The organism is Rhodococcus sp. NPDC003318, from assembly GCF_042879035.1.
GTDB lineage: Bacteria > Actinomycetota > Actinomycetes > Mycobacteriales > Mycobacteriaceae > Rhodococcus_G.
Genome location: NZ_JBIAOU010000006.1, coordinates 206,890 through 230,630, shown reverse-complemented (window position 1 = coordinate 230,630; position 23,741 = coordinate 206,890). Strand labels below are relative to the sequence as shown.

Annotated in this window: 20 protein-coding genes and 1 tRNA gene; 11 read left to right on the top strand and 10 right to left on the bottom strand. The window is 68.2% G+C overall.

Annotation, left to right across the window (positions count from 1 at the left end):
• Nucleotides 1–53 precede the first annotated feature (53 nt).
• Together ACFYVR_RS13215 and ACFYVR_RS13210 are read right to left on the bottom strand one after the other, a co-directional pair.
• On the bottom strand, nucleotides 54–1,142 hold the full coding sequence (locus tag ACFYVR_RS13215; RefSeq protein ID WP_387473577.1) for a GNAT family N-acetyltransferase: 1,089 nt from the start codon (nucleotides 1,140–1,142) through the stop codon (nucleotides 54–56).
• On the bottom strand, nucleotides 1,139–2,041 hold the full coding sequence (locus tag ACFYVR_RS13210; protein WP_387473575.1) for a glycosyltransferase family 2 protein: 903 nt from the start codon (nucleotides 2,039–2,041) through the stop codon (nucleotides 1,139–1,141). The genes ACFYVR_RS13215 and ACFYVR_RS13210 overlap by 4 nt, the downstream gene beginning before the upstream one ends.
• 302 nt (nucleotides 2,042–2,343) lie before the next feature.
• Between ACFYVR_RS13210 and ACFYVR_RS13205 the strand changes: the two genes are divergently transcribed.
• Together ACFYVR_RS13205 and ACFYVR_RS13200 are read left to right on the top strand one after the other, a co-directional pair.
• Nucleotides 2,344–3,735, top strand: a complete 1,392-nt coding sequence (locus tag ACFYVR_RS13205; protein WP_387473573.1) for a glycosyltransferase family 4 protein — start codon at nucleotides 2,344–2,346, stop codon at nucleotides 3,733–3,735.
• 19 nt (nucleotides 3,736–3,754) lie between these two features.
• Complete coding sequence (locus tag ACFYVR_RS13200) at nucleotides 3,755–5,077, top strand: UDP-glucose dehydrogenase family protein (protein WP_387473571.1); 1,323 nt, start codon at nucleotides 3,755–3,757, stop codon at nucleotides 5,075–5,077.
• A 7-nt stretch (nucleotides 5,078–5,084) separates the two neighbouring features.
• Here the strand turns inward: ACFYVR_RS13200 and ACFYVR_RS13195 are convergent, their stop codons facing one another.
• From ACFYVR_RS13195 to ACFYVR_RS13180, 4 genes are all read right to left on the bottom strand, one after another.
• A complete protein-coding gene (locus ACFYVR_RS13195) occupies nucleotides 5,085–5,756 on the bottom strand; it encodes a MazG family protein (RefSeq protein ID WP_387473569.1) in 672 nt (223 codons plus the stop codon).
• A complete protein-coding gene (gene mfd, locus ACFYVR_RS13190; protein WP_387473566.1) occupies nucleotides 5,753–9,436 on the bottom strand; it encodes a transcription-repair coupling factor in 3,684 nt (1,227 codons plus the stop codon). Before mfd ends, ACFYVR_RS13195 begins: the two co-directional genes overlap by 4 nt.
• A 120-nt stretch (nucleotides 9,437–9,556) precedes the next feature.
• Complete coding sequence (locus ACFYVR_RS13185; protein ID WP_387473563.1) at nucleotides 9,557–10,192, bottom strand: ScbR family autoregulator-binding transcription factor; 636 nt, start codon at nucleotides 10,190–10,192, stop codon at nucleotides 9,557–9,559.
• A 108-nt stretch (nucleotides 10,193–10,300) separates the two neighbouring features.
• On the bottom strand, nucleotides 10,301–10,891 hold the full coding sequence (locus ACFYVR_RS13180; RefSeq protein ID WP_387473702.1) for a TetR/AcrR family transcriptional regulator: 591 nt from the start codon (nucleotides 10,889–10,891) through the stop codon (nucleotides 10,301–10,303).
• A gap of 210 nt (nucleotides 10,892–11,101) precedes the next feature.
• Here ACFYVR_RS13180 and ACFYVR_RS13175 point away from each other — a divergent pair.
• The 6 genes from ACFYVR_RS13175 (at nucleotide 11,102) to gmd (ending at nucleotide 16,815) form a co-directional block, all read left to right on the top strand.
• Nucleotides 11,102–11,172 (top strand) — tRNA-Gln (locus tag ACFYVR_RS13175).
• A gap of 81 nt (nucleotides 11,173–11,253) precedes the next feature.
• Nucleotides 11,254–12,729: a bifunctional UDP-N-acetylglucosamine diphosphorylase/glucosamine-1-phosphate N-acetyltransferase GlmU gene (glmU, locus tag ACFYVR_RS13170; protein ID WP_387473561.1), complete on the top strand. Its 1,476-nt coding sequence runs from the start codon at nucleotides 11,254–11,256 to the stop codon at nucleotides 12,727–12,729.
• The gene (locus ACFYVR_RS13165) at nucleotides 12,726–13,706 is read left to right on the top strand and encodes a ribose-phosphate diphosphokinase (RefSeq protein WP_387473559.1); all 981 of its coding nucleotides are present in this window, start codon (nucleotides 12,726–12,728) and stop codon (nucleotides 13,704–13,706) included. Before glmU ends, ACFYVR_RS13165 begins: the two co-directional genes overlap by 4 nt.
• A 24-nt stretch (nucleotides 13,707–13,730) precedes the next feature.
• Nucleotides 13,731–14,414 (top strand): SDR family oxidoreductase, encoded by a 684-nt coding sequence (locus tag ACFYVR_RS13160; protein WP_387473556.1) that lies wholly within the window; start codon nucleotides 13,731–13,733, stop codon nucleotides 14,412–14,414.
• A gap of 86 nt (nucleotides 14,415–14,500) precedes the next feature.
• On the top strand, nucleotides 14,501–15,766 hold the full coding sequence (locus ACFYVR_RS13155; RefSeq protein ID WP_387473553.1) for a glycosyltransferase family 4 protein: 1,266 nt from the start codon (nucleotides 14,501–14,503) through the stop codon (nucleotides 15,764–15,766).
• Nucleotides 15,763–16,815 carry a GDP-mannose 4,6-dehydratase gene (gmd, locus tag ACFYVR_RS13150; RefSeq protein ID WP_387473550.1) on the top strand — a complete coding sequence of 351 codons (1,053 nt, stop codon included), beginning with the start codon at nucleotides 15,763–15,765 and terminating at the stop codon, nucleotides 16,813–16,815. The genes ACFYVR_RS13155 and gmd overlap by 4 nt, the downstream gene beginning before the upstream one ends.
• Here the strand turns inward: gmd and ACFYVR_RS13145 are convergent.
• On the bottom strand, nucleotides 16,803–17,759 hold the full coding sequence (locus ACFYVR_RS13145; RefSeq protein WP_387473548.1) for a GDP-L-fucose synthase family protein: 957 nt from the start codon (nucleotides 17,757–17,759) through the stop codon (nucleotides 16,803–16,805). The genes gmd and ACFYVR_RS13145 overlap by 13 nt on opposite strands.
• Nucleotides 17,760–17,808: 49 nt before the next feature.
• Between ACFYVR_RS13145 and ACFYVR_RS13140 the strand changes: the two genes are divergently transcribed.
• Complete coding sequence (locus ACFYVR_RS13140) at nucleotides 17,809–18,411, top strand: serine acetyltransferase (RefSeq protein ID WP_387473546.1); 603 nt, start codon at nucleotides 17,809–17,811, stop codon at nucleotides 18,409–18,411.
• Here the strand turns inward: ACFYVR_RS13140 and ACFYVR_RS13135 are convergent.
• From ACFYVR_RS13135 to ACFYVR_RS13125, 3 genes are read right to left on the bottom strand one after another with little or no spacing between them, the layout of a single operon-like run.
• The gene (locus ACFYVR_RS13135) at nucleotides 18,408–19,727 is read right to left on the bottom strand and encodes a lipopolysaccharide biosynthesis protein (RefSeq protein ID WP_387473544.1); all 1,320 of its coding nucleotides are present in this window, start codon (nucleotides 19,725–19,727) and stop codon (nucleotides 18,408–18,410) included. The two genes, ACFYVR_RS13140 and ACFYVR_RS13135, sit on opposite strands and share 4 nt — an antisense overlap.
• A complete protein-coding gene (locus ACFYVR_RS13130) occupies nucleotides 19,724–20,641 on the bottom strand; it encodes a glycosyltransferase family 2 protein (RefSeq protein WP_387473542.1) in 918 nt (305 codons plus the stop codon). Before ACFYVR_RS13130 ends, ACFYVR_RS13135 begins: the two co-directional genes overlap by 4 nt.
• The gene (locus ACFYVR_RS13125; RefSeq protein WP_387473540.1) at nucleotides 20,638–21,831 is read right to left on the bottom strand and encodes a hypothetical protein; all 1,194 of its coding nucleotides are present in this window, start codon (nucleotides 21,829–21,831) and stop codon (nucleotides 20,638–20,640) included. Before ACFYVR_RS13125 ends, ACFYVR_RS13130 begins: the two co-directional genes overlap by 4 nt.
• A gap of 201 nt (nucleotides 21,832–22,032) precedes the next feature.
• Here ACFYVR_RS13125 and ACFYVR_RS13120 point away from each other — a divergent pair, with 201 nt between their 5' ends.
• Nucleotides 22,033–22,581: a DapH/DapD/GlmU-related protein gene (locus ACFYVR_RS13120; RefSeq protein ID WP_387473538.1), complete on the top strand. Its 549-nt coding sequence runs from the start codon at nucleotides 22,033–22,035 to the stop codon at nucleotides 22,579–22,581.
• Nucleotides 22,582–22,586: 5 nt separating this feature from the next.
• Complete coding sequence (locus ACFYVR_RS13115; RefSeq protein WP_387473535.1) at nucleotides 22,587–23,720, top strand: glycosyltransferase; 1,134 nt, start codon at nucleotides 22,587–22,589, stop codon at nucleotides 23,718–23,720.
• Nucleotides 23,721–23,741: the final 21 nt, after the last annotated feature.

Genomic DNA, 23,741 nt, shown 5'->3' with positions numbered 1-23,741 from the left:
ACCACCGACCGGGTGACGCACCGACCTGTGCCGGTAATTCGACCGGCAGGGTCTCACGAGCCGCGATCATGCGGTCCGGGACGACACTCTCGTGACCTGAATTCCCTGACGAGGCGCCGCGCAGGTGGTCCGAGCGGCGAGTCGGACAGCGCAGCAAGGCCTGCCCTGACCGCGCGGCGCCTCATACTGCGGGTCACCATTCCCTGGAAGACCTGGGTCTCCCCGGTCTTCGCTCTCCTCTTGTACTCGTCCTCGCCGCGGCCCAGATCTATCCGTTCCACGCCCACCGTGGACGCCGCGATCACAAGCTCGCGCAACAGCATCCACCCGGGCGCCAGCTGTGCGTACGCCGGGTCGTACACCGGGAACCACCAATGCAGAACCCGATCGGACCGGATGCCGAAGTGTGCGGCCAGCAAATGCGGTCCGGCACACAGCGTGGACAGGATCCCACCGAATTCCGTACTGCGCGTGCGCAACAACCGCGACATCAGCTCGACCCGGTCCGGGCGTCCGAAGTAGTCACGAGCACCGGTTGCCGCGTACTGTCTGCGTTTGAGCTCAATCAGCTTGGCCAGCACCCCCGCATCCGGATTGTCGACTCTGAACGAGACCGGCCCGAGGGTTCGCTCGGCCCTGGCCAGGTGCCTGCGGGCCTGAGCCATGTTCGCCCTGCCACTACGCGAGGCTCGCCCCAAATACGCCTCGAACCCACCCGAGACGTCGAGAAACGGCGAGACACGGCAACTCTCGATCCATGGCGCGAAATCAGCCACACCGGTTGCCAGATGATCGAACTCGAAGGTCCGCACCCCTCCGCTCAACAGCCTCCGCACCGGAAATCTCGACCCCACAGCGAGCAAGGGCCCCTGGAAGTCTGCGGCGGGCGACCCCAAGGGTGACAGCACGGACCGATCTCGATGGACGGGCATCAGGCCTGTGACCCTGTCGTCTCGGTCCGCCACCACCACGACCTTCACGTCCCGTCCCGTCGCGTGAACCGCTGCCGCAAAGCCAGGGTGAAAATACGGACTGTCCAGTTCGGCTGCCGCATCCCTCAACCGATGCCAGACGTCTAGATCGACCTGATCGAACGGAACCAGGGTGAGTAGGCCGACCCGCGGCGGCTCCCCGGCGGTCATCCGCCGACCAGTCGCGTCAGTCGCCGCGAGGGCAGGACCAGGGCAGCGAATGCAGCGCGAGAACCGGGGCGCCCGGCCAGGGCCCGGAGGCCCTCGCCTGCGGTCAACGCGACCGCGTAGGCAACCGTGGAGGGAAGACCCCGCCGTCTGCGAAACAGGCGGACCTTGTTCACCGCCATCAGCCCGGCGAGGGAAGGGTTGAACCCGGACGCGGCACCGATGTGCTCGACCACGGCCGACGGCTCGTACCAGAGTGCCCAACCCTGTTCAGCAGCACGGAGAATGAAATCCGTCTCCTCGCTGTACAGGAGAAACGACTCGTCCCAGTCCCCGGTGTCGCGGAGGGTCGCCACGGACATCAGGAGGGCGGCGCCGGTGGCCCACACCGCCGGGCCCGGCTCGGCATGGCGCTCGGAACTCATGATCAACTCACTCCAGCGACCGGCCAGTCGACCACCGAGCAGTGCTTCGGCAACGGCCCGGTGCACTGCGGGCATTCTGCGCAGGGTCGGCTGCACAGTTCCATCCGGATTCACCAGCCTGGGGGCCGCGATCCCGAAACCGGGCCGTTGCAAGGCCTCGGCGAGAGCGCCCAGTGCCCCGGGGCACAGTCGGCAGTCCGGGTTGAGGACACAGACCGCGTCGAGGTCGGCAAGGTCGAGGGTGGCAGCCCCCGCGTTGAACCCGGCGGCATAGCCCGCGTTTCGACCCACCTGGACAGTCGACGCCCCGGCCGCAGCGGCGACCTCGAGCGAGTTGTCGTCAGAGTTGTTGTCGGCCACGACAACTGCCACGAGATCGACTCCGCACGCACCGGCGTCGAGCGAATCCAGGCAGCCGGGAAGCACATCGGCACTGTTGTAAGTGACGATCACGACACCGCAACGAGGCTCGGACACGTGCACGTCAACCGTGTGAGGAAACCGGTGACCACATCACTCGACCACCCCGAATACATCCTGCTCGGGCACTAAATTCACCTCGGCGACGAGGCGCACTGCGACGGCACAGCCGGCGGACATTTCGTCAATCTACAACAGCGTGTGGAACACGCACCAGTCCCGCAGATCAGGCCGCGGAAGGGAACCCACTTCGTGCCTGCACAAACGCAGCGCTCGTTTCCCGATGCCGAGCGGCAATGTTCGATAGATTGAGTCCACTGATCGACGTGCGTCTGGTCCACGTCGTCGGAAGGCCCAGCATGGACACTCGTCGCCGTGTTCTGATCATCGTCCAGAACCTGCCGGTACCACTCGATCGACGGGTGTGGCTCGAATGCCAGGCCCTCACCTCGCAGGGCTACGTGGTCTCGGTGATCTGCCCGAAGGGTCCCGGTGACCCCGGTTTCGACGTTGTCGACGGGGTGGCGCTCTACAAGTATCGTCCCGCACCGGAAGCCGTCGGCTTCGTCGGGTACGTGCGAGAGTTCGTGTGGGCATGGCTGCGGACCGCTGTTCTGTCGATCAAGGTACGTCGGCAACGTGGGTTCGACGTCATCCAGGCGTGCAATCCACCGGACACCTACTGGCTGCTCGCCTGGCTGTGGCGCGTGCGTTCGGTCCGCTTCGTCTTCGACCACCACGACCTGAATCCCGAGTTGTACGTCTCGCGGTTCGGCGAGCCACATTCACTGCCGCAGCGTATGCAGTACCGAGGGCTGCTCTGGTTGGAACGGATGACCATGCGTGTCGCGGACCGGGTCATCTCCACCAACTCCTCGTACAAGCGGATCGCCGAGACACGTGACGGGTGCGCACCGGACACCGTCACGGTTGTGCGCAGCGGACCCGACACCCGCGTCATGCGCCCGATCTACCCGGACCCGGCCATCCGCGCGGGCCACGACCACCTCCTGGTCTACCTCGGGATCATGGGGCCACAGGACGGAGTCGAGGCCATCCTGGACGTGACCGACGAACTCGTGCATCACCGCGGACGCGACGGACTGCAGGTCGTACTCATGGGGTTCGGAGACTGCCTCGAGGCATTGCGGGCGCGAACCACCGAACTCGAACTGGACGATGTCGTGCACTTCACCGGCAGGGTCGGCCCGACGTCCATCGCCCAGTACCTCAGTGCAGCAGACGTCGGATTGGGACCCGACCAGAAGACGCCACTGAACGACCTGTCCACGATGAACAAGACGATGGAGTACATGGCGTACGCATTGCCGTCGGTCTCCTTCGACCTCGTCGAAACGCGCCGTTCCGAGGGCGACACCGGCATTCTGGTGCCGTCCGGCGACCTGGAAGCCTTTGCGGACGCCGTCGAACGACTGCTCGACAACCCGCCCCTGCGAGCCCGACTCGGCGTCGCTGCGCGACGCCGGGTCGCCCGTGAGCTCGACTGGCGTCCACAAGCGCAGGCGTACGTGGGCGTCTATGACGAGTTGCTGAACCATGGTGACGCCGGCCGCGGGCACGACTGGCCGTTCGCGCGCGCCACCGACAACGCCACCGAGACCACCGGTGCAGGCTGTGTCGACCTCGACGACGAGAACGAGCTTCGCCGATTCATCATCGAACGGACCACACGGCGCCAGTCCACTGACACGGACGGCACGAAGTTCCACTCGACCACGCGGCCCGAGTGACACGGCGTCGGAGGCGAGCATGCGTATCGCAGTACTCGGCACCGGCTATCTCGGGGCTACACATGCCGCTTGCCTGGCCGAACTCGGACATGAGGTACTCGGCGTGGACATTGCGGCCGAGAAGATCGCCAGACTCTCGTCGGGCGAAGTCCCGTTCTACGAGCCGGGACTCGAACGGGTGCTGAAGCGCAACCTTGCGGCCGGGACGCTGCGGTTCACCGCTGACCACCGCGAGGCCGCCGAATTCGCCCGTGCCCACTTCCTCACCGTGGGCACGCCGCAGCGGAAGGGGGATTTCGCCGCCGACCTGACTTTCGTCGACAACGCCGTCGACATGCTGGCACCACATCTGTCCGCCCCCACCGTCATCTTCGGCAAGTCGACCGTCCCGGTCGGGACTGCGGCACGACTCGGTGCGCGGGCGCGTCGGCTCGCTCCCGCCGCGGACGAGGTGGAGGTGGCGTGGAACCCCGAGTTCCTACGGGAGGGGTACGCGGTCAGGGACACCGTCCATCCCGACCGGATCGTCATCGGAGTGGATCGTGACCGCCCTGGTCGCGCCGAACAGGTGGCACGCGAAATCTACGCGGAGGCCCTCGACCAGGAGGACGTTCCTTTCCTGGTGACCGACCTGGCAACCGCCGAACTGGTCAAGAGTGCCGCCAACGCCTTTCTCGCCACCAAGATCTCGTTCATCAATTCGATGGCGGAGGTGTGCGAGGTGGCGGGGGCGGATGTCACCGTGCTGGCGGACGCGATCGGCTGCGACCCGCGCATCGGAAGGTTGTTTCTCAATGCGGGGCTGGGTTTCGGCGGCGGGTGCCTGCCCAAGGACATTCGGGCGTTCATGGCGCGCGCGGGTGAGCTCGGCGCGAACGAGGCACTGACCTTTCTCCGTGAGGTCGACAACATCAACATGCGGCGCCGGACCCGGATGGTCGAGCTCGCGAGGGAAGCGTGCGGGTCCTTCCTCGGATCGCGGGTTGCGGTGCTCGGCGCGGCGTTCAAACCGGACTCCGACGACGTTCGCGACTCGCCCGCGCTCAACGTCGCCGGCCAGATCCAGCTGCAGGGCGCCGCGGTCAACGTGTACGACCCCAAGGCCATGGACAATTCGCACGCGCTGTTTCCCACATTGAACTACGCAGCGAGCACCCTGGAGGCGTGCGAGGGCGCTGATGTCGTGCTGGTGTTGACGGAGTGGCAGGAGTTTCGTCACCTCGAGCCCACCGCACTCGACGACGTCGTCCGCGAAAGGCAGATCATCGACGGCCGCAACTGCCTCGATCCGGACCAATGGCGTAAGTCGGGGTGGAGCTACCGAGGACTCGGTAGACCATGAGCGCGCCTCACCAGTAGGACTCCCACAATTCCGCCGAGAGCGGCCCCGACGCGGCCCCGGCCTCCCGCGCACCCGCCTCCGCCGCCCGGATCCGCGACGCGAATGCCAGCACCGCCATCCGCAACCTGTCTTCGGCGTTGCCCCCCTGACCGATCCGCACCACCCGCAACTCCTCCGGCACGAGCTCGGCAGGCAGTCCGGCCTTTGTGGCCCTCTCGATCACCTTCTCTGCCAACGCAAGTGCGGGCTGAGCCATCGCGATGCCGTCGAGGCACGAGGCCCGCGCCTTCTCCGCCGCCTTCGCGACCTCCCAGGCCCGTTCCTGCTCGGCGACGTCGATCGGTCCGGTGTGGCCGTTGGTCAGATGCGGGCTGCGCTGGGCGAGCTTGGTGACCAGTCCTCGGGCCACGTCGTCGACGGTGAACGGGTCGGTCGCCGATTCCTGCGCGATCCGCGAGTGGAACAGCACCTGCAGCAGCAGGTCGCCGAGCTCCTCGCGCAGGCCGACCGGGTCGCCCGCGTCGATCGCGTCGAGCAGTTCGTACGTCTCCTCGAGCAGGTAGCGGCGCAGCGAGTCGTGGGTCTGGGTGACCTCCCACCCCCCGAACCGCCACAGCCGATCCATCACCTCGGCGGCCTCGACCAGCCCGTCTCCGAGTCGCCCCGGCTCGGCGTTCACGCGGGCGCCCCCACTGCGACGGACACGTCGACCGCCCCCGCGGCCTTGCCGTCCATCGCCAGCAGGAAGTCGGCGATGTACTGCAGCAGCTGCACATCGCGCACCCGGTCGGAGCCGACACCACCGGTCCGCGGCAGCGGCATCTGCACCATGCCGGTGGTGGCGCGGTACTGCGCCGCGGAGTAGAGCCGCTTGAGCCGCAACTGTTTCGAGTCGGGAAGCTGCATCGGGGAGATCTTCAGCTGGGTTCCGGTCACGGCCACCTCGTCGATCTCGTACTGCCGGCACAGCAGCCGCAGCTTCGCCACCGACACCAGCCGGCCGACCTCCTCCGGCAGTGGGCCGTAGCGGTCGACGAGTTCGTCGATGACGGCGGTGATCTCGTCGTCGTTGCCCGCCGCCGCGAGTTTCCGGTACGCCTCGAGCCGCAGCCGGTCGCTGGTCACGTAGTCCGGCGGAATGTGCGCGTCCACCGGCAGGTCGATCCGCACCTCCTTCGGTGCCTCGTCGGTGGTGATCGGCCGACCGTCCGCGACCGCGCGGTACGCCTCGACCGCCTCCCCCACCAGACGCACGTACAGGTCGAAGCCGACGCCGGCGACGTGGCCGGACTGCTCGGCACCGAGGACGTTGCCGGCGCCGCGGATCTCGAGGTCCTTCATCGCGACGGCCATGCCGGCGCCGAGGTCGGAGTTCTGCGAGATGGTCGCGAGCCGGTCGTAGGCGGTCTCGGTGAGCGGCTTCTCCGGCGGGTACAGGAAGTACGCGTACCCACGTTCGCGGCTGCGTCCGACGCGACCGCGGAGCTGGTGCAGCTGCGACAGGCCGAGCGAGTCGGCCCGCTCCACGATCAGGGTGTTGGCGTTGGAGATGTCGAGGCCGGTCTCGATGATCGTGGTGCACACCAGCACGTCGAACTCGCGCTCCCAGAATCCCTGGACGGTCTTCTCGAGGGTTTCCTCGTTCATCTGACCGTGCGCCACGACCACCCGAGCCTCGGGTACCAGGTCACGAATTCGCTTGGCGGCCTTGTCGATCGAACTGACCCGGTTGTGCACGTAGAACACCTGGCCGTCACGCAGCAGCTCGCGCCGGATCGCGGCCGCGACCTGCTTGTCGGAGTAGGCGCCGACGTAGGTGAGGATCGGGTGCCGCTCCTCCGGCGGGGTGAGGATCGTCGACATCTCCCGGATGCCGGCCATGCTCATCTCCAGGGTGCGCGGAATCGGGGTGGCCGACATCGTGAGCACGTCGACGTGGGTACGCAGCGCCTTGATGTGCTCCTTGTGTTCGACACCGAACCGCTGCTCCTCGTCCACGACGACCAGCCCGAGGTCCTTCCAGCGGACTCCGGTCTGCAGCAGACGGTGGGTGCCGACCACGACGTCGATCTCGCCGTCCGCCAGCTGCGAAATGATCTCCTTCGACTCCCCCGGGTCGGTGAACCGGGACAGTCCGCGCACCTTGACCGGGAAGCTGGCCATCCGTTCGGTGAAGGTCTGCAGGTGCTGTTGCGCGAGAAGCGTTGTCGGCACCAGGACCGCCACCTGCTTGCCGTCCTGTACGGCCTTGAACGCGGCCCGGACCGCGACCTCGGTCTTGCCGTAGCCGACGTCGCCGATCACGACACGGTCCATCGGGACCGGCTTCTCCATGTCCGCCTTGACCTCGTCGATGACGGTCAGCTGGTCCTGCGTCTCGGTGAACGCGAAGGCGTCCTCCATCTCCTTCTGCCACGGGGTGTCCTGGCCGAAGGCGTGACCGGGCGCCGCCTGCCGGGCCGCGTACAGCTGGACGAGCTCACCGGCGATCTCCCGAACCGCTTTGCGCGCCTTGCGTTTCGTGTTCGCCCAGTCGGATCCGCCGAGTTTGCTCAGCGCGGGCATCTCGCCGCCGACGTAGCGGGAGAGCTGATCGAGGGACTCCATCGGGACGAACAACCGGTCCCCGGGGTGACCGCGCTTGCTCGCCGCGTACTCGATGACCAGGTACTCGCGGCGGGCGCCGCCGACGGTGCGTTCGACCATCTCCACGAACCGGCCGATGCCGTGTTGGTCGTGCACGACCATGTCGCCGGCGGTCAGGGCCAGCGGATCCACCTGGTTACGGCGCTTCGGCGGCAGCCGCCTGCCCTCGCCGGCCGCGGCGACGCGGTTGCCGGTGAGATCCGATTCCGAGATCAGCACCAGCCCGGCGTCCGGCCGTTCGGCCGGGAGCACGAGTCCGTTCTGCAGCGAACCGCACAGCACCGACACCTGGCCTCGTGCCGGTTCGGCGCCGGGCGCGAGTGTCACCGCGGGGACCTCGGCTTCCGACAGCCGTTCGACGGCGCGCTTCGCGGTGCCTGCGCCCGCCACCACGATCGCGGCCCGTCCACCGGTGGTCACGTGTGCGCGCAGCATCACGAACAGTTCGGCGAGCAGGTCGTCGGAGCCCCGGACCTCCGGCGCCGCCTGCAGGTCGAGCACCAGTTCGGTGTCGCTGCCCGAGGCCAGCGGGCTGACCGTCCACCAGGGTCGCCCCTGTTCCGTCACGCTCTGGTGCACCTGCCGCAGCGTCCGGTACGCCGACGCGGCGAGGTCGACCCCCGACACCCCGACGCTGGACGTGTCCAGCGTGGCGGTGTCGAGCGGGGCGGCGGCACCGATCGACGCCGCGGTCCAGGACGCCTCGAGGAACTCCTGCCCGGTGCGGACGAGATCGGTGGCCCGGGTCCGGATCTTCTCGGGGTCGCAGAGCAGGACGTGGGCGCCTTCGGGCAGCACCTCGGTGAGCAGCACCAACTCACCGCTCTGCAGCACCGGGAGCAGAGCCTCCATACCGTCGACGGGGATCCCGGCCGAGAGCTTGTCGAGCATCTCGACCAGCGCCGCGTCGGCCTGGTTGTCGCGCGCGAGGGCGGCGGCACGATCGCGCACCCTCGCCGTGAGCAGCAACTCCCGGCACGGCGGCGCGATGAGCGTGGTGACCGTCAGCTCCGGAATCGACCGCTGGTCGGCGACGGAGAAGGACCTCAGTTCGGTGACCTCGTCCCCCCAGAACTCGACGCGCACCGGGTGGTCCGCGGTCGGCGAGAAGATGTCGAGAATGCCGCCGCGGACGGCGAATTCGCCGCGCTTGCCGACCATGTCGACGCGTGTGTACGCCATCTCGACGAGCCGGGTGATCAGGTCGTCGAACGGAACCTCGGTGCCCACCCGCAACGTCACCGGTTCGATCTCGCCGAGGCCGGGCGCCATCGGCTGCACCAGCGACCGCACGGTGGTGACCACGACCCGCAACGGCGGACCGTAGTCGGCGTTCTCCGGGTGCGCCAGTCGGCGCAGCACCTCGAGCCGGCGACCGACGGTGTCCGCGCCGGGCGAGAGCCGCTCGTGCGGCAGGGTCTCCCACGACGGGAACTGGGCGACCGCGTCACCGAGGATCTCCCTCAGTTCCGTCGTCAGGTCGTCCGCCTCGCGCCCGGTCGCGGTGACCAGCAGCAACTGGCTGTGCTCGGCCATCGCCGTGGCGAGGAAGGGACGGACCGGGTTCGGCGCGACGAGCGCGAGGTCCGCGCGGCCGAGGGCCTGCCGGACCGGTTCGAAGGCTGCACTCTCGAGCGCGACCCGGGCGACGCCTGCGAGCGGGAGATGCGCCTGCCCGGAATCCGGGTTGGCCGTGGACAGCGTCGATGGCATGTGGTTGTGACCGCCCCTGGATCGCCGAACGAGGACTGGCCGCCGTCGGGCGGCCACGTCGATTCTAGGCCGGGGTACCGACGGTGCCCGATCCCGGTCACCGCCGCGAGCGGCGCGGTGTCACCGCCGCGAGCGGCGCAGGGCGAACTGCCGGAAGTAGTCGATCTTCGACGGGTCGACCAGGGCGGGAAGCATGTAGTGCCAGGCGCGCTCCAAGCGGGCGGGGAGTACGTCGAGCGTGCCGGTGGCGTGCGCGACGACCCGGGCTCCGAACAGCGTCCCGAACACGAAGGTTCCGATTTCGACGGGGTCGGCGTCGGGATCGAGGTCGCCTTCGGCCTGGCCCCGGCGGGTCAGGGCGATCTGGTTCTCCCGCCACGCGTCGACGATGTTTTTCCCGGTGCCTCGGTGGTCGCCGATCTCGTGGTGCAACCGGAACATCGCGCCGACGATCTGGTCTGCGGCCGCCACGTCGGTCACCAGGTAGGACAGCCCGATCATGACTTCGAGCGCCGGATCACGCAGGTCGGTCAGGGGCGCGCACGCGACCTGCATGCGTCGGACACCCTCGTCGATGACACCGCGAGCGAGATCCTCCTTGGACGCGAAGTGGAAGTACAGCGACCCTTTGGTGACGCCGGACTTGTCGATGATGTCGCTGAGATTCGCCGCGGCGTATCCGTCCCGCTCGAAGACGTCGGCCGCGGCCGCGAGTACCGCGTTCCGGGTCGCCTCGGCACGTTCCTGCCTGACCATGACCGCCTCTGGTGACCACGACGTGGAGCACCCTGCTCCATGTCGGACATGGACAAAACCTAACACGCGTCCGGAATTTCCGCCCTCTTCGAACCCCAGGTTTGTTGTTCACTCCCCGAGCTGCGGATCCGCCTCCAGGTTCGTCAGTCCGTTCCAGCACAGGTTCACCAGGTGCGCGGCCACGACCTCCTTGGACGGGGTGCGCACGTCCAGCCACCAGGTCGCGGTGGTCGCAACCATCCCGACCAGGGCCTGTGCGTACAGCGGCGCGAGTTCGGCGTCGAAACCGCGACGCGAGAAGTCGCCGGCCAGGATGTGGCCGACCTGGGACACCGCCTCGTTCAGCAGACTCGAGTACGTGCCGTCCTCGGCCGCCATCGGCGAGTCACGCACCAGGATCCGGAAGCCCTCGGTGCGTTCCTCGACGTAGGTGAGCAGGGCGAGCGCGGCGCGTTCGACGCGGATCCGGGAACGGTTCTGGGCGAGCGAGTTCGTCACCATCTCGAGGAGTACGGACATCTCGCGGTCGACCACCACGGCGTACAGGCCTTCCTTGCCGCCGAAATGCTCGTAGACGACCGGCTTGGACACGTTCGCGCGGGCGGAGATGTCCTCGATCGATGCGGCCTCGTAGCCGCGCTCGGCGAACACACTGCGTCCGATCTGGATCAGCTGCTCGCGGCGCTGGGTGCCGGTCATGCGGGTCCGGACGGGCTTGTCGGCCGGGGCCGGTTTGTCCGCGGAATCCTGCGGTGGTCTGGACATGCGATCCAGCGTATCGGCCGCCCGACGAGATCGACGGCGAGGCGGTTGGCACGGACGCGGGTGCTCGTGCGAGGATCGTGGGCGCACAGCGGACCGCCGAAGCCGGGGTTTCGATTCCTGGATGTTCTGCGAACCCGCAGGCAATCCGCCGTAGTGTAATGGCAGCACCTCTGATTTTGGTTCAGATAGTTCAGGTTCGAGTCCTGGCGGCGGAGCGAGGCGTGCGGAGTTTCCACGTTCACGGGGCACTCGCGAGCACGGGCTACGCCGACCGACCAGTCGATTCGAGGAGCTTCATGCCAACCGGAACCGCAGTGATCGTCCTCGCCGCCGGAGCAGGGACACGGATGCGGTCCAAGACCCCGAAGGTCCTGCACACCCTGGCCGGCCGGTCGATGCTCGCGCACTCGCTGTACGCGGCCGCCGAACTGGATCCGACGCACCTCGTCGTCGTCATCGGACACGAACGCGAGGCCGTCGCGGCCGCCGTCGCCGATGTCGCGACCGCGCTCGGCCGCGACATCGTGACCGCGGTCCAGGTTGAACAGAACGGCACCGGCGACGCGGTCGCATGCGGTCTGGCCGCACTGCCCGTCGACTTCGACGGCACCGTCGTCGTCACGTCCGCCGACGTCCCTCTGCTCGACGGCCACACTCTGCGCGGTCTCCTCGACGAACACCGGTCGGAACCGACCCCAGCCGGCGTCACGGTCCTGACCTTCGTGCCCGCCGACCCGAACGGGTACGGACGGATCGTGCGCGACGCCGCGGGCGAGGTCACCGAGATCGTCGAGCACGCCGACGCGACACCCGAGCAGGTGGCGATCACGGAGGTCAACTCCGGTGTCTACGCGTTCGACACCCAGGTGCTGCGGGACGCCCTGACGAAGCTCGACACCCACAACGCCCAGCGCGAGCTCTACCTCACCGATGTGTTGAAGATCGCGCGCGAGCTCGGACGTGACGTGTACGCCGCCCAGTTGGACGATCCGGCCAAGGTGGCGGGCGCGAACGACCGGGTGCAGCTCGCCGAGCTGGCACGGGATCTGAACCGTCGGATCCTCGATGCGCACATGCGTGCCGGGGTCACCGTCGTCGATCCGGCCTCGACCTGGGTCGACGTGGAGGTCACGATCGGCCAGGACGCCGTCCTGCGGCCGGGCGTGCAGCTGCACGGGCGCACCGCGATCGGCGAGGACGCGGTGATCGGACCGGAGTGCACGCTCACGGACGTGACGGTCGGCGCCGGCGCCAAGGTGGTCCGTACGCACGGGAACGAAGCGGTGATCGGCGCGGGCGCCACGGTCGGACCGTTCGCCTATCTGCGCCCGGGTACCGTGCTCGGCGAGTCCGGCAAGCTGGGAGCGTTCGTCGAGGTCAAGAATTCCGACATCGGCGACTACTCGAAGGTCCCCCACCTGACATACGTCGGGGACGCGACCATCGGGTCGCACAGCAACATCGGCGCGTCGAGCGTCTTCGTCAATTACGACGGGGTCAACAAGACCCGTACCGTGGTGGGGTCGCACGTGCGGACGGGGTCGGACACCATGTTCGTCGCCCCCGTCCGGGTCGGTGACGGCGCCTACACGGGTGCGGGCACCGTCCTGCGCGACGACGTGCCGCCGGGAGCGCTTGCCGTGTCCGGTGGCAAACAACGAAATATCGAGGGCTGGGTCGAACGCAATCGCCCCGGCACTCCGGCCGCCGAGGCGGCCGCATCCGCACAGCAGCACAACGAGAACACGAGCAAGGACGGCGAAGAGCAGTGACCTCGAATTGGATCGACAACCAGAAGAACCTCATGCTCTTCTCCGGTCGCGCGCATCCCGAACTGGCAGAGCAGGTGGCCAAGGAACTCGACATCCAGGTCACTCCGCAGACGGCGACCGACTTCGCCAACGGCGAGATCTTCGTCCGATTCGAGGAGTCGGTGCGCGGTTCGGACGCGTTCGTGCTGCAGAGCCACCCCGCCCCGCTGAACCAGTGGGTGATGGAGCAGCTGATCATGATCGACGCGCTCAAGCGGGGTTCCGCCAAGCGCATCACCGCGATCCTGCCGTTCTACCCGTACGCCCGCCAGGACAAGAAGCACCGTGGCCGTGAGCCGATCTCGGCGCGCCTGATCGCGGACATGCTCAAGACGGCCGGCGCGGACCGGATCATCACCGTCGACCTGCACACCGATCAGATCCAGGGTTTCTTCGACGGTCCCGTCGACCACATGCACGCTTTGGGTCAGCTGGCCGGCTACGTGCGTGAGAACTACGGCACCGACAACATCTGCGTCGTCTCCCCCGACGCCGGCCGCGTGAAGGTCGCCGAGAAGTGGGCCGACGCCCTCGACGGCGCCCCGCTGGCCTTCGTGCACAAGACTCGCGACCCGCTGGTCCCGAACCAGGTCAAGTCCAACCGCGTCGTCGGTGACGTCAAGGGCCGCACCTGCGTCCTGATCGACGACATGATCGACACCGGCGGCACCATCGCCGGCGCGGTGAAGGTGCTCAAGGACTCGGGCGCGGGTGACGTGATCATCGCGACCACCCACGGCGTGTTCTCCGATCCGGCGGCCGAGCGTCTCGCGACCTGCGGCGCGAAGGAGGTCATCGCGACCAACACGCTGCCGATCCCCGAGGAGAAGCGCTTCCCGACCCTGACGATCCTGTCGATCGCCCCGCTGCTGGCGCGGACGATCAAGGAGGTCTTCGAGAACGGCTCGGTGACCTCGCTGTTCAACGGCAGCGCGTAGCCCGCCGGGGTAGGCTGTTGGCCCATGCGGCCCACAGCCCTGATCACCGGCGCCAGTCGCGGGGTGGGTGCAGCCGTTGCCCGCGAGCTTGCATCCACCCATCAACTGCTTCTCGGGGCGACCTCCGCCGACTCGCTGTCGGGCATACTCGACGAGTTGCCTGGTGCAGTGGGATGGCCAGTGGACCTGACGGACTTCCAGAAGGTCGTCCGGATGGCAGAGCCCATCTCCAAGCTGGAAGTACTCGTCCATTGCGCGGCGGTGACGGAACTGTCGAGTGTCGCGGAGTCCGATCTCGGACAGTGGCGGCGCACACTCGAGCTGAATCTGGTCGCCATCGCGGAGCTGACCAGGCTCCTGTTGCCTGCGCTCCGGGCCGCCAATGGCCGTGTGGTGCTGATCAATTCAGGAGCCGGTCAGTACGTCAACCCCGGTCGCGGTATCTACGCCGCCAGCAAGTTCGGTTTGCGCGCCTGGGGCGATGCGCTGCGACTGGAAGAACCGGCCCTGCGCGTCACATCCATATTCCCTGGGCGTATCGATACCGACATGCAGCGACGCGTCGCCGAGACCGACGGTGACGAGTATCGTCCCGAGTTGTATCTGACTGCGCACACAGTGGCTCGCGCGGTGCGAGACGCGGTGGAAACGCCGGCCGATGGGCACCTCACCGAAATGGTGCTCCGTCCATACCCGCGCCAACACTAGCCGTCCCAGTTCTTCACACGCGGTCCCACAGCAAATCGAACAGATCGGCACGCGAAGACCAGCATGTGCCGACTACCCTCGATTCTGTGTCCGGTCGCCGGCTCCGCGTTGCCATACTCGGGATCAACTACGAACCCGAGTCGACCGGAATCGCCCCTTACACGACCGGTCTGGCCGCCGGCCTCGCCGCGCGTGGCCACGACGTCGAGGTACTGACCGGGTATCCGCACTACCCGCAGTGGCGACTCCGCGAGGGCTACCACGGGTTCCGCTCTCACGAGTTCCGCGACCGGGTGCACGTGCACCGATTGCGGCATTCCCTGCCCCGACGCTATTCCGGAATCGGACGAGCCTCGATGGAGCTCGCCTTCGGGATGCAGCTGCTGACCACCCGGTGGGGGCAGCCCGACGTCGTCGTGGGCGTGAGCCCGCCGCTGCTGGCCACCGCGATGGCGGCGGCCCGGGTCCGTCTCACCCCCGGCCGGCCGGCCCTCGGCATCATCGTGCACGACCTCTACAGCCGGGGCGTCGTCGAGACCGGGATGCTGTCGGGCCGGGCAGCGCGGGCCGTGCGCGTGGTCGAGTCCGCTGCCACCCGGTCCGCGGACGGTGTCGCCGTCATCCACTCCGGGTTCTGCGCCGATCTGGTGGATCAGCTCGGTGTCGATCCCGGCCGGATCAGCGTGATCCGGAACTGGACCCACGTCGAGTGCCCCGACCCCCGAGCGGCCGCGGCATTTCGCACCGCGCGGGGTTGGTCCCCCGACGACACCGTGGTCGTGCACGCCGGCAACATGGGCGCGAAGCAGGGCCTGGACAACGTGATCGCCGCTGCGCGCCTGGCCGGCCCTGCCCCGCCTCGGGTTCGGTTCGTCCTGCTCGGTGACGGCCACCAGCGGCCTCGACTGGAGGTGGCGGGAGCCGGGCTCCCCGCGCTCGAATTCCTGTCCCCCGTGCCCGAGGACGAGTTCCCCGCCGCACTCGGCGCCGCGGACGTCCTGCTGGTCAACGAGCTTCCCGGTGTCGCGCAGATGGCCGTGCCGAGCAAGCTGACGTCGTATTTCGCATCCGGTCGTCCGGTCCTCGCTGCCACCGATCCCGACGGGTTCACCGCCGGTGAGATCGACGCGTCCGGCGCCGGCGTCTGCGTACCTGCCGGACGGCCGGAACTGCTTCTGCGGGAGGCGATTCGACTGGGGCGGGACCACGACCTGGCAGACCGGCTGGGGACGGCGGGCCGCCGCTACGCGACGGAGCGGCTGTCCACGGTCGCGGCACTGGATCGATACGAACGGTGGGTCGGGGAACTCGCCGCGTCCCGGCGGGTCCGGACACAGGAGGTACCCCGATGACCCGACGCGCCCTCATCACGGGGATCACCGGCCAGGACGGTTCATACCTTGCGGAGCTTCTCCTCGCGAAGGACTACGAGGTGCACGGAATCATCCGCCGCGCATCGACGTTCAACACGGGCAGGATCGACCACCTTTACGTCGACCCGCACACGCCCGGCGCCCGACTGCACCTCCACTACGGCGACCTCCTGGACGGATCGCGGCTGGTCGCGCTGGTGGCCGAGATCGCCCCCGACGAGGTGTACAACCTCGGCGCGCAGTCGCACGTCCGAGTCAGCTTCGACGAGCCCGAGCTGACCTCGGAATCGACGGCGCTCGGCACGGTTCGCCTGCTCGAGGCGATCCGACAGGCCGGCCTGAACTGCCGCTTCTACCAGGCGTCGAGCTCCGAGATGTTCGGATCGTCACCGCCTCCGCAGAACGAGAACACCGCACTGCATCCCCGGTCTCCGTACGGCACCGCGAAACTCTTCTCGTACTGGTCGACCCGGAACTACCGGGAGGCGTACGGAATGTTCACCGTCAACGGAATCCTGTTCAATCACGAATCACCCCGTCGCGGAGAGACATTCGTGAGCAGGAAGATAACCCGGGCAGTCGCCCGGATCCGGGCCGGGCTGGATGAACACGTCTACCTGGGCAACATCGATGCGGTGCGGGACTGGGGGTACGCGCCCGAGTACGTCGACGGGATGTGGCGGATGCTCCAGGCGGATGCCCCCGACGATTACGTTCTGGCCACCGGAACCGGCCACTCGGTGCGGGAGTTCCTCACCGTGGCCTTCGACATCGTCGGTCTCGACTGGGAGAGACACGTGCGCTTCGACGATCGGTACCGGCGGCCCGCCGAAGTCGACACGGTCATCGGCGACGCCGCCAAAGCCCATGCGGCCCTGGGGTGGAAGCCTCAAGTTCTCATTCCCGAACTGGTCAAGATCATGGTCGAAGCCGACATCCGTGCGCTGGAGCCCGGAGGTAGCGCCCGCGTCGACCGCCCGGCGATACCGGGGTGGCCGAACGGCACCGAAGTGCATCACCTGCGGTAGTCGTCCCGATGCTCGAGGAACCACTCGTACGTCGACTTCACGCCGTCACGCAGTGGGATCCTCGCCCGCCAACCGAGGTCGGCCAGTCGTCCCACATCGAGGAGCTTCCTCGGTGTGCCGTCCGGTTTGGTCACGTCCCAGGTGATCTCACCGTCGAAACCGACGACCTCGGCCACGAGCTCGGCCAGCTCGGCGATCGTGAGATCCACCCCGGTACCGACATTGATCGGGAGCGCGTCGTCGTAGGAGTCGAGCAGGAAGTGGCACGCGGAGGCCAGATCGTCCACATGCAGGAACTCCCGTCGCGGGTGCCCGCTGCCCCAGCAGGTCACCGAGGACGCCCCATTGCGGGCCGCGTCGTCGAAACGGCGGATCATGGCGGGCAGGACGTGGCTGTCGCGGGCCACGAAATTGTCGCCGGGCCCGTACACGCTCGCGGGCATCACAGAGACGTACGGCAGCCCGTACTGGGCGCGGATCGCCTCGACCTGCACGATTCCGGCGAGCTTCGCGATCGCGTACGCCTCGTTGGTCTCCTCGAGCCGGCCGGTGAGCAGCGCCTCCTCCCGGAGAGGCTGCTCGGCGAACTTCGGATAGATGCAACTGGAGCCGAGGAACAGGAACCGTCGCACACCGGCCGCGCGGGCACCGTCGAGCAGGTTGAGTTGGATCCGCAGGTTGTCCGACAGGAACTGGGCCGGCCGGGTGGCGTTGGCGGCGATTCCCCCCACCCGCGCGGCGGCGTCGATCACGACATCGGGCCGCACGTCGTCGAGGAATGCGGTCGTGGCTCGAGTGTCGCGCAGGTCCAGTTCCGCGGACGTCCTGCCGATCAGGTTGCCGAAACCGGCCGCGGTGAAGTGCCGCCACAGTCCGGCCCCGACCAGTCCGCGGTGGCCGGCGATGTAGATACGGGTCTCCCGCGTCAGCACCTCGAGCGCCATGCGGCCATTGTTCCAGCACCGCGCCCGCCCGCGGCCCTAGAATCGGGCGATGATCGCTGGCGGGCGGCGGAAGGTTCTGCTCCGGCTGGCACGTGTGTGGGCCGCGCCGCTGTGGTTGTCGATCGGACGCGTCGGTGCTGCCGGGGTGGTGCGCGCGGACGTTGCCTGGTGGATCGAGTGCATCGACGACGACGGTCTCACCGAACTCGACGAATACTCACGATTCGCCTATCTGGCCGGCGCGCTCGCGGAGTTTCGCAGCCTCGTCCACTATCGGCTCCGCGCGGCCCCCTCGGGCACCCGAGCAGTGCTGCGCGGACTGTACCGTCCCGAGCGCACCCTGACCCTCGACGCGGACCGAATCGGCCCCGCGCTGTTCATCCAGCACGGCGTGGCGACGATCGTCACCGCGGAGTCGATCGGTAGTCACTGCTGGATCAATCAGCAGGTCACGATCGGCCACAACGCCCGGGGCCGTCCGACGATCGGGGACCGGGTCCGGGTGGGCGCCGGTGCCGTGGTGGTGGGTCCCGTCACGCTGCACGACGGCGCCACCGTTGGCGCCAACGCCACCGTCGTCCACGACGTCGCGCCCGGAGACACGGTCGTGGCGCCGCTCGCGCGGCCACTGCCCCGCGAAGGACAGCGCTAGGCCCGGGCGTCTGCGGGCCGCCGGCGGACCAGCGTCGGCACCCACAACAGGTCCGGAACAACCTGCGCCGCAGCGACTCCGATCGCCGCGGCGCACACCACCCCGACGGCACCCCACGGACCGGCCACCGCGAACCCGACACCGAGGCTGATTGCGGCCATGCCCGCGACGCAGCACGCCTGCCACCGCGCCTCCCGCGGCCGGGTCAGCAGGACACTGGCGGGCAGATGTAGCGCCTGCATCAGCAGCAGCGCGCCGAACGACACTGCCAGGCCGGTCGTCACGACGATGCTCCCACCCGAGAGGACCGACGCGGTCCACGGTCCCAGCGCCGCGAGGCCGGCGGCGGCGGCGACCGCTGCCGCACCGAAGTAGGCAGTCACTCGCCACCACATCCGTATCGTCTCTCCCCTGGCGCCGCGACGTTTGACGAACACCGGCCAGTACGCCATCCCCGCGGTCGAGAGCACCGCCCAGCAGGCGCCGTACATCTGCGCGACGAGCGCGTACCTCGACAACTCGTCCGCCGTCGACAGGTGGGCCAGCAGGATCCGTCCCGTCTGCAGTCCGACCGGAAGTCCGACTCCGACGAGAAACAGCCACAGGCTGCCCTCGAGCAATCGGGTCCCGGTGCCGCGGACGCGGGCGAACGCCGACCAGCCGAGCCCGGACAGACGCAGCGCCGCGGCGGTCCCGAGCAGGTGCCCGATCAACACGCCGCCGAGCGGCGACAGCGCGTACCAGATGCCCTGGACTCCGGTGGCGGACAATGCCACCGTCACGCACAGGGTGAATACCGCATTGCTCATCATGATCAGGGTGGCCAACTGATTCCGGTCCATCCCGATCAGTATCCGAACCCCCAGACCTGCCGGAATGGTCAAGGCGAAAAGAACTGCGGCACAAGTGATCGCCCATCGATCGTCCGGTCCGGTCGTGATACCCACCAGAGCCCCCCACCCGTCGACCGCCATCACGACGCACGCGACGACACCCAACGCGGCGGCGACGGCGAACAGCACCCGGTACGCGCGGCGGATGACGTCCGCCGCCGGGTCGCGGTCCGTCCCGGTCAGTCGTGCGCTCGCGCTCAGCACCACCGCACCGATCCCCAGGTCCGCGAAGGGGAACAGGAGGGTGACCGTGGCCACGAGCGAGACCAGTCCGTACACCGCTTCGCCGGTGTGCCGGACGACGACCGCGGTGTTCACGAGGCCGAGCACCGCCACAACCGGCGTGCCGAGTATCCGGTACAGGGTTCCCCGCACCAGTGCGCGCTGTTCCGCGGGCGCCAGGCCGCCGGATGCGACCGTCATCGACGACGCACCTCGAGTAGCACGATCCGGACGGCGCTCAGACCCGCGTACGCGAGTGCCCACGGACCGGGCCGACCGTGTCGCAGCGCAGCGACGACCGCTCGCCGCAGCCCGGAGAGCGATCGGGCGGACACGGCTGCGCTGACCGGGCTCGTGCACAGGTAGTCGCCGAGGATTCGCGCCGACTGGTCTCCCAAGTGACGCCGACCCCACTCCACGTACTCGTCGGTGCGGTCGCGGGTGCTGTGCGAGAGGGATTCGTCACCAACGTGATACGTGCACAGCGGCTGGGGCAACTGTTCGAAGTGCACCTCCGGCAGCGCCGCCTGCACGCGGAGGAGCCAGCTCGGTTCGTCGTGCGGCGCGTCCTCCTCGTCGTCCCAACGCACCTGCCGCGCGAGACCGGCAGGAAAACAGAGTGTCGATGTCATCAGCACGGCGCCACCGGACGTCAGATCGGTTCGGCGGAAGAGGTATTCGGACACCGGCTGGCGGCTTCGAATCAGGTGTCGAGGCCAGATCCTGCACTTGCCCGCCCCCGCGACAACCGCCCGCGACGACGCGACCCAGGGACCGTCGGCACAGTGCGCGACGGCGTCCAGCTGCCGCCTCAGCTTGTCCTGGCGCCATTCGTCGTCGTCGTCGAGCAGCGCGATCACCGATCCGGCAGCCCGGTCGATACCGAGCTGCCGGTGTATTCCCGATCCGGAGCCCGCCGCTGTTCGGAGTTCGACGATCCGATCGTCCCGCGGCAACGGCAGTGGCACCCCCACGTCGGCCACGACGAGGATCTCGGCGACCGGGTAGGTCTGGTCGAGCACCGAGCGCACCGCGCGTCCGAGCGTCGCGCGACCCACGGTCGGGATCACGACGCTGACCTTCGGTGACCACGACCCCTCCTCTGGTCGGTTCACGGCGGAGGGTGGGCGAGCGTGCGCCCGGAGAAGTGCCCGGCCAGGAAGAACAGGGCGATGCACGCGTACACCGGGAGGCTGTTGTAGTTCCAGGGCTCGTAGAACAGGTCCCACACACCCTGTACCGAGACGACGACCACGAGGGGGGCCCAGCGTCCGTAGCGGTCGCAGTTCCACACGAGCGCGAGGCAGGCGACGAGCACCCACACCGGCAGCAGGACGGCGAGGACGCCGCCCTCCGCCCAGGACCCCAGCACGACCGAATGCATGGCCGAATACTCCTGCGGCGGCAGGCGCCAGTACTCGGCGAAGGGAAAGGTCGGCGCGAACCCCATCCGGACCGCCAGGTGCTCGGCTGCGGTGTACACCTCCGGTGTGAGTCTCTGTGCGCTCCCCCACCCCAGGATCGGGCGATCCAGGATTGCGGTGAACAGCATCGGCGACTCGGTCCGGCCCGCGAGGAGAAGGTGCAAACCGGTGGCCTGTTGCTCGACGGTCTTGTGCTGCAATGCGGGACCGAACCAGCCCAGGCGGCCGGCGATCGGCATCGCGTAGGCGAAGACGATCCCGAGGATCGCGATCCCCCCGAACTGCCAGCCACGCGAGATCCTGGAGCCGAGGATCGCTCGCGTACCGAGGACGGCGCCGGAGATCAGGCACACCAGCGCGTGGGCACGGTAGTTCAACGCGAGACTACACGCGCCGAGGACCACGAGTGCCAGTGAGATGGACAGCCGTGACATCGTGCGGGACTTGATGATTCCGAACAGCAACAGAATTGTGACGGCTTGGGCAATGCCGTACTTCCACATGTCGAGGAAGCTCCCGGTCCGCGTCAGTTCGATGCCCCGAAACAGGAAGAAGATCGTCGTTCCCGCGGCGATCCCCGCCAACGCGCAGGCGATCGCATCCACCGTGCGGCCCGTGATCACGGCCAGACCGATCAGGTACAGCGAGAAGGCAGCTGGTGCAACAGAATTCGGCCACAAAATGCTGACGTGGTTGACGATGCCGGACGCGATGAACGAGAGCCACCCGAGGGCAGCCAACACCAGTGGCACCAGGTCGGCGCCACGATGTGCCATCAGCAGGAAGGCAGGCACCAGAGCAAGGCAGACCAGCGACAGCCCCGTGGCCGTGAAGTTCGCGATCGGCACCGCGGAGCTCGCGCCCACGGCGAACACGGCCACCTGCGTGGCGCTCGTCCGTCGAGACTCCCGCAGCTCCGTGTCAGTCCGGTGCCCGGAGATGCCCATCACCTCACCCCCTTCGCGATTCGGGGCGATCCGAGCGGGCTGCCCTCTCACGATAGCGATTTCTTGACACACCCGGGGCCGGATCTCGTACCGTTGATTGCTGAACCGGCCGCTCAGCGGCGTGGGGAGGTGCGCATGACCGAGGCGCGATCGACGAGATCGTTGGCTGCCCTACGCGGACGTTCCTACGACAAGGGCCGAGGGACCTTCGCGCAGGTGCTCTGGGTCGCGATCTCGACCCTGGTGTTCACCCAGGTGTGGTGCCCGAATCGGACTCGGTGCATGCTCCTGCGCGCATTCGGCGCGCGGGTCGGAACCGGGGTGCTGATCAAGCATCGGGTGAATGTGCAATGGCCGTGGAAACTTTCGATCGGCGACGACTCGTGGATCGGGACCGGGGTCGACCTGTACGACGTCGACCGGATCGCGATCGGTTCGAATGTGTGCATCTCCCAACACGCCTATCTGTGTACCGGAAGTCACGACCGGCGGTCACCGGTGTTCGAGTACGACAACGCGCCGATCGTGATCGAGGACGGTGCGTGGCTGTGTGCTCGATCGGTCGTGCTGCGCGGAGTGACGGTGGGCGCCGATTCGGTGGTCGGCGCGACCGCGGTGGTGTCGACGGATGTCCCCCCGGGCAGCCTGGTCCGTCCGCCTCGAGCGAGTGTCGCACCGGGCTGAGTGCCATGCGCATCCTGCAGGTGGTCACCCTGGTCAGTCCCGACGGCGCATACGGCGGACCTGCCAGGGTCGCCCTGAACCAGTCGGCGGGATTGCGGCAGTCCGGAACGGAGGCACTCGTCGCGGCGGCGACGCGTGGCTACCGGACGATTCCGTCCGACATCGCAGGCGTGCCCGTCCAACTCTTCCGATCCCGGACCATTGTCCCCGGAATCGGATTCGCCGGCCTCGGTGCGCCGGGCCTGTACAGGTGGTTCTCCAGACACCGCGCCGAATTCGACCTCGTCCACATCCACTTCGGACGCGATCTCGTCGTCCTCCCGATCGCCGCGGCGGCGCGGCGACATCGGATCGTGTACGCCCTGCAGACTCACGGCATGGTCGAGCCCAGCGATCACCCGCTCGCACGTCCGCTGGACTCGATGTGGACACGCAAGGTGCTGCGGGGCGCCGGCGCGGTCTTCTACCTCACGCCGTCCGAACGTGACCGACTCGTCGCGGTGGGGGGCGACGATCTGCGGCTCACCCACCTCCACAACGGCGTTCCGTCCTGTCCGCGCGGCACCACAATGCCACCGCCCACTTCCGACGCGCGCGATCCGGAGGTGTTGTTCGCGGCGCGTCTGCACCCCCGCAAGGGAGCGACGATCTTCGTGAAAATGGCCCGGATGCTGCTGGACACGGGCGTGCAGGCGCGGTTCACACTCGTCGGTCCGGACCAGGGCGAGGGCCGCGCGGTGCGCGAGGCCATCGGCGCGGAGCACCGCGTCGTGTGGGAGGGGCCGCTCGACTCGTCCGAGATGACCGCGCGGATGGCGTCGGCAAGTGTGTTCGTCCTGCCCTCCGTCCGCGAGCCGTACCCGATGGCCGTCCTCGAAGCGATGTCGGTCGGACTCCCGGTCGTCGTGTCGGACGACTGCGGGCTGGCCGCCACGGTCGCACGCGGTGGCTGTGGTCTCGTCGCGGCCCCCACTGTCGAGGCGATGGCCGATGCGGTCCGCGCGCTGCTCGCTGACCAGCGGCTGGCGCGGGAATCCGGCGAGCGCGGGCGGTCGATCGCGAATGCCGAATTCGGCATGGACGGTGTCGTGGCGACACTGTCTGCGACCTACTCGGATCTGGTCGGGGCGCGGCTGTGACGGCGCGCCGGTCCCGAGTCC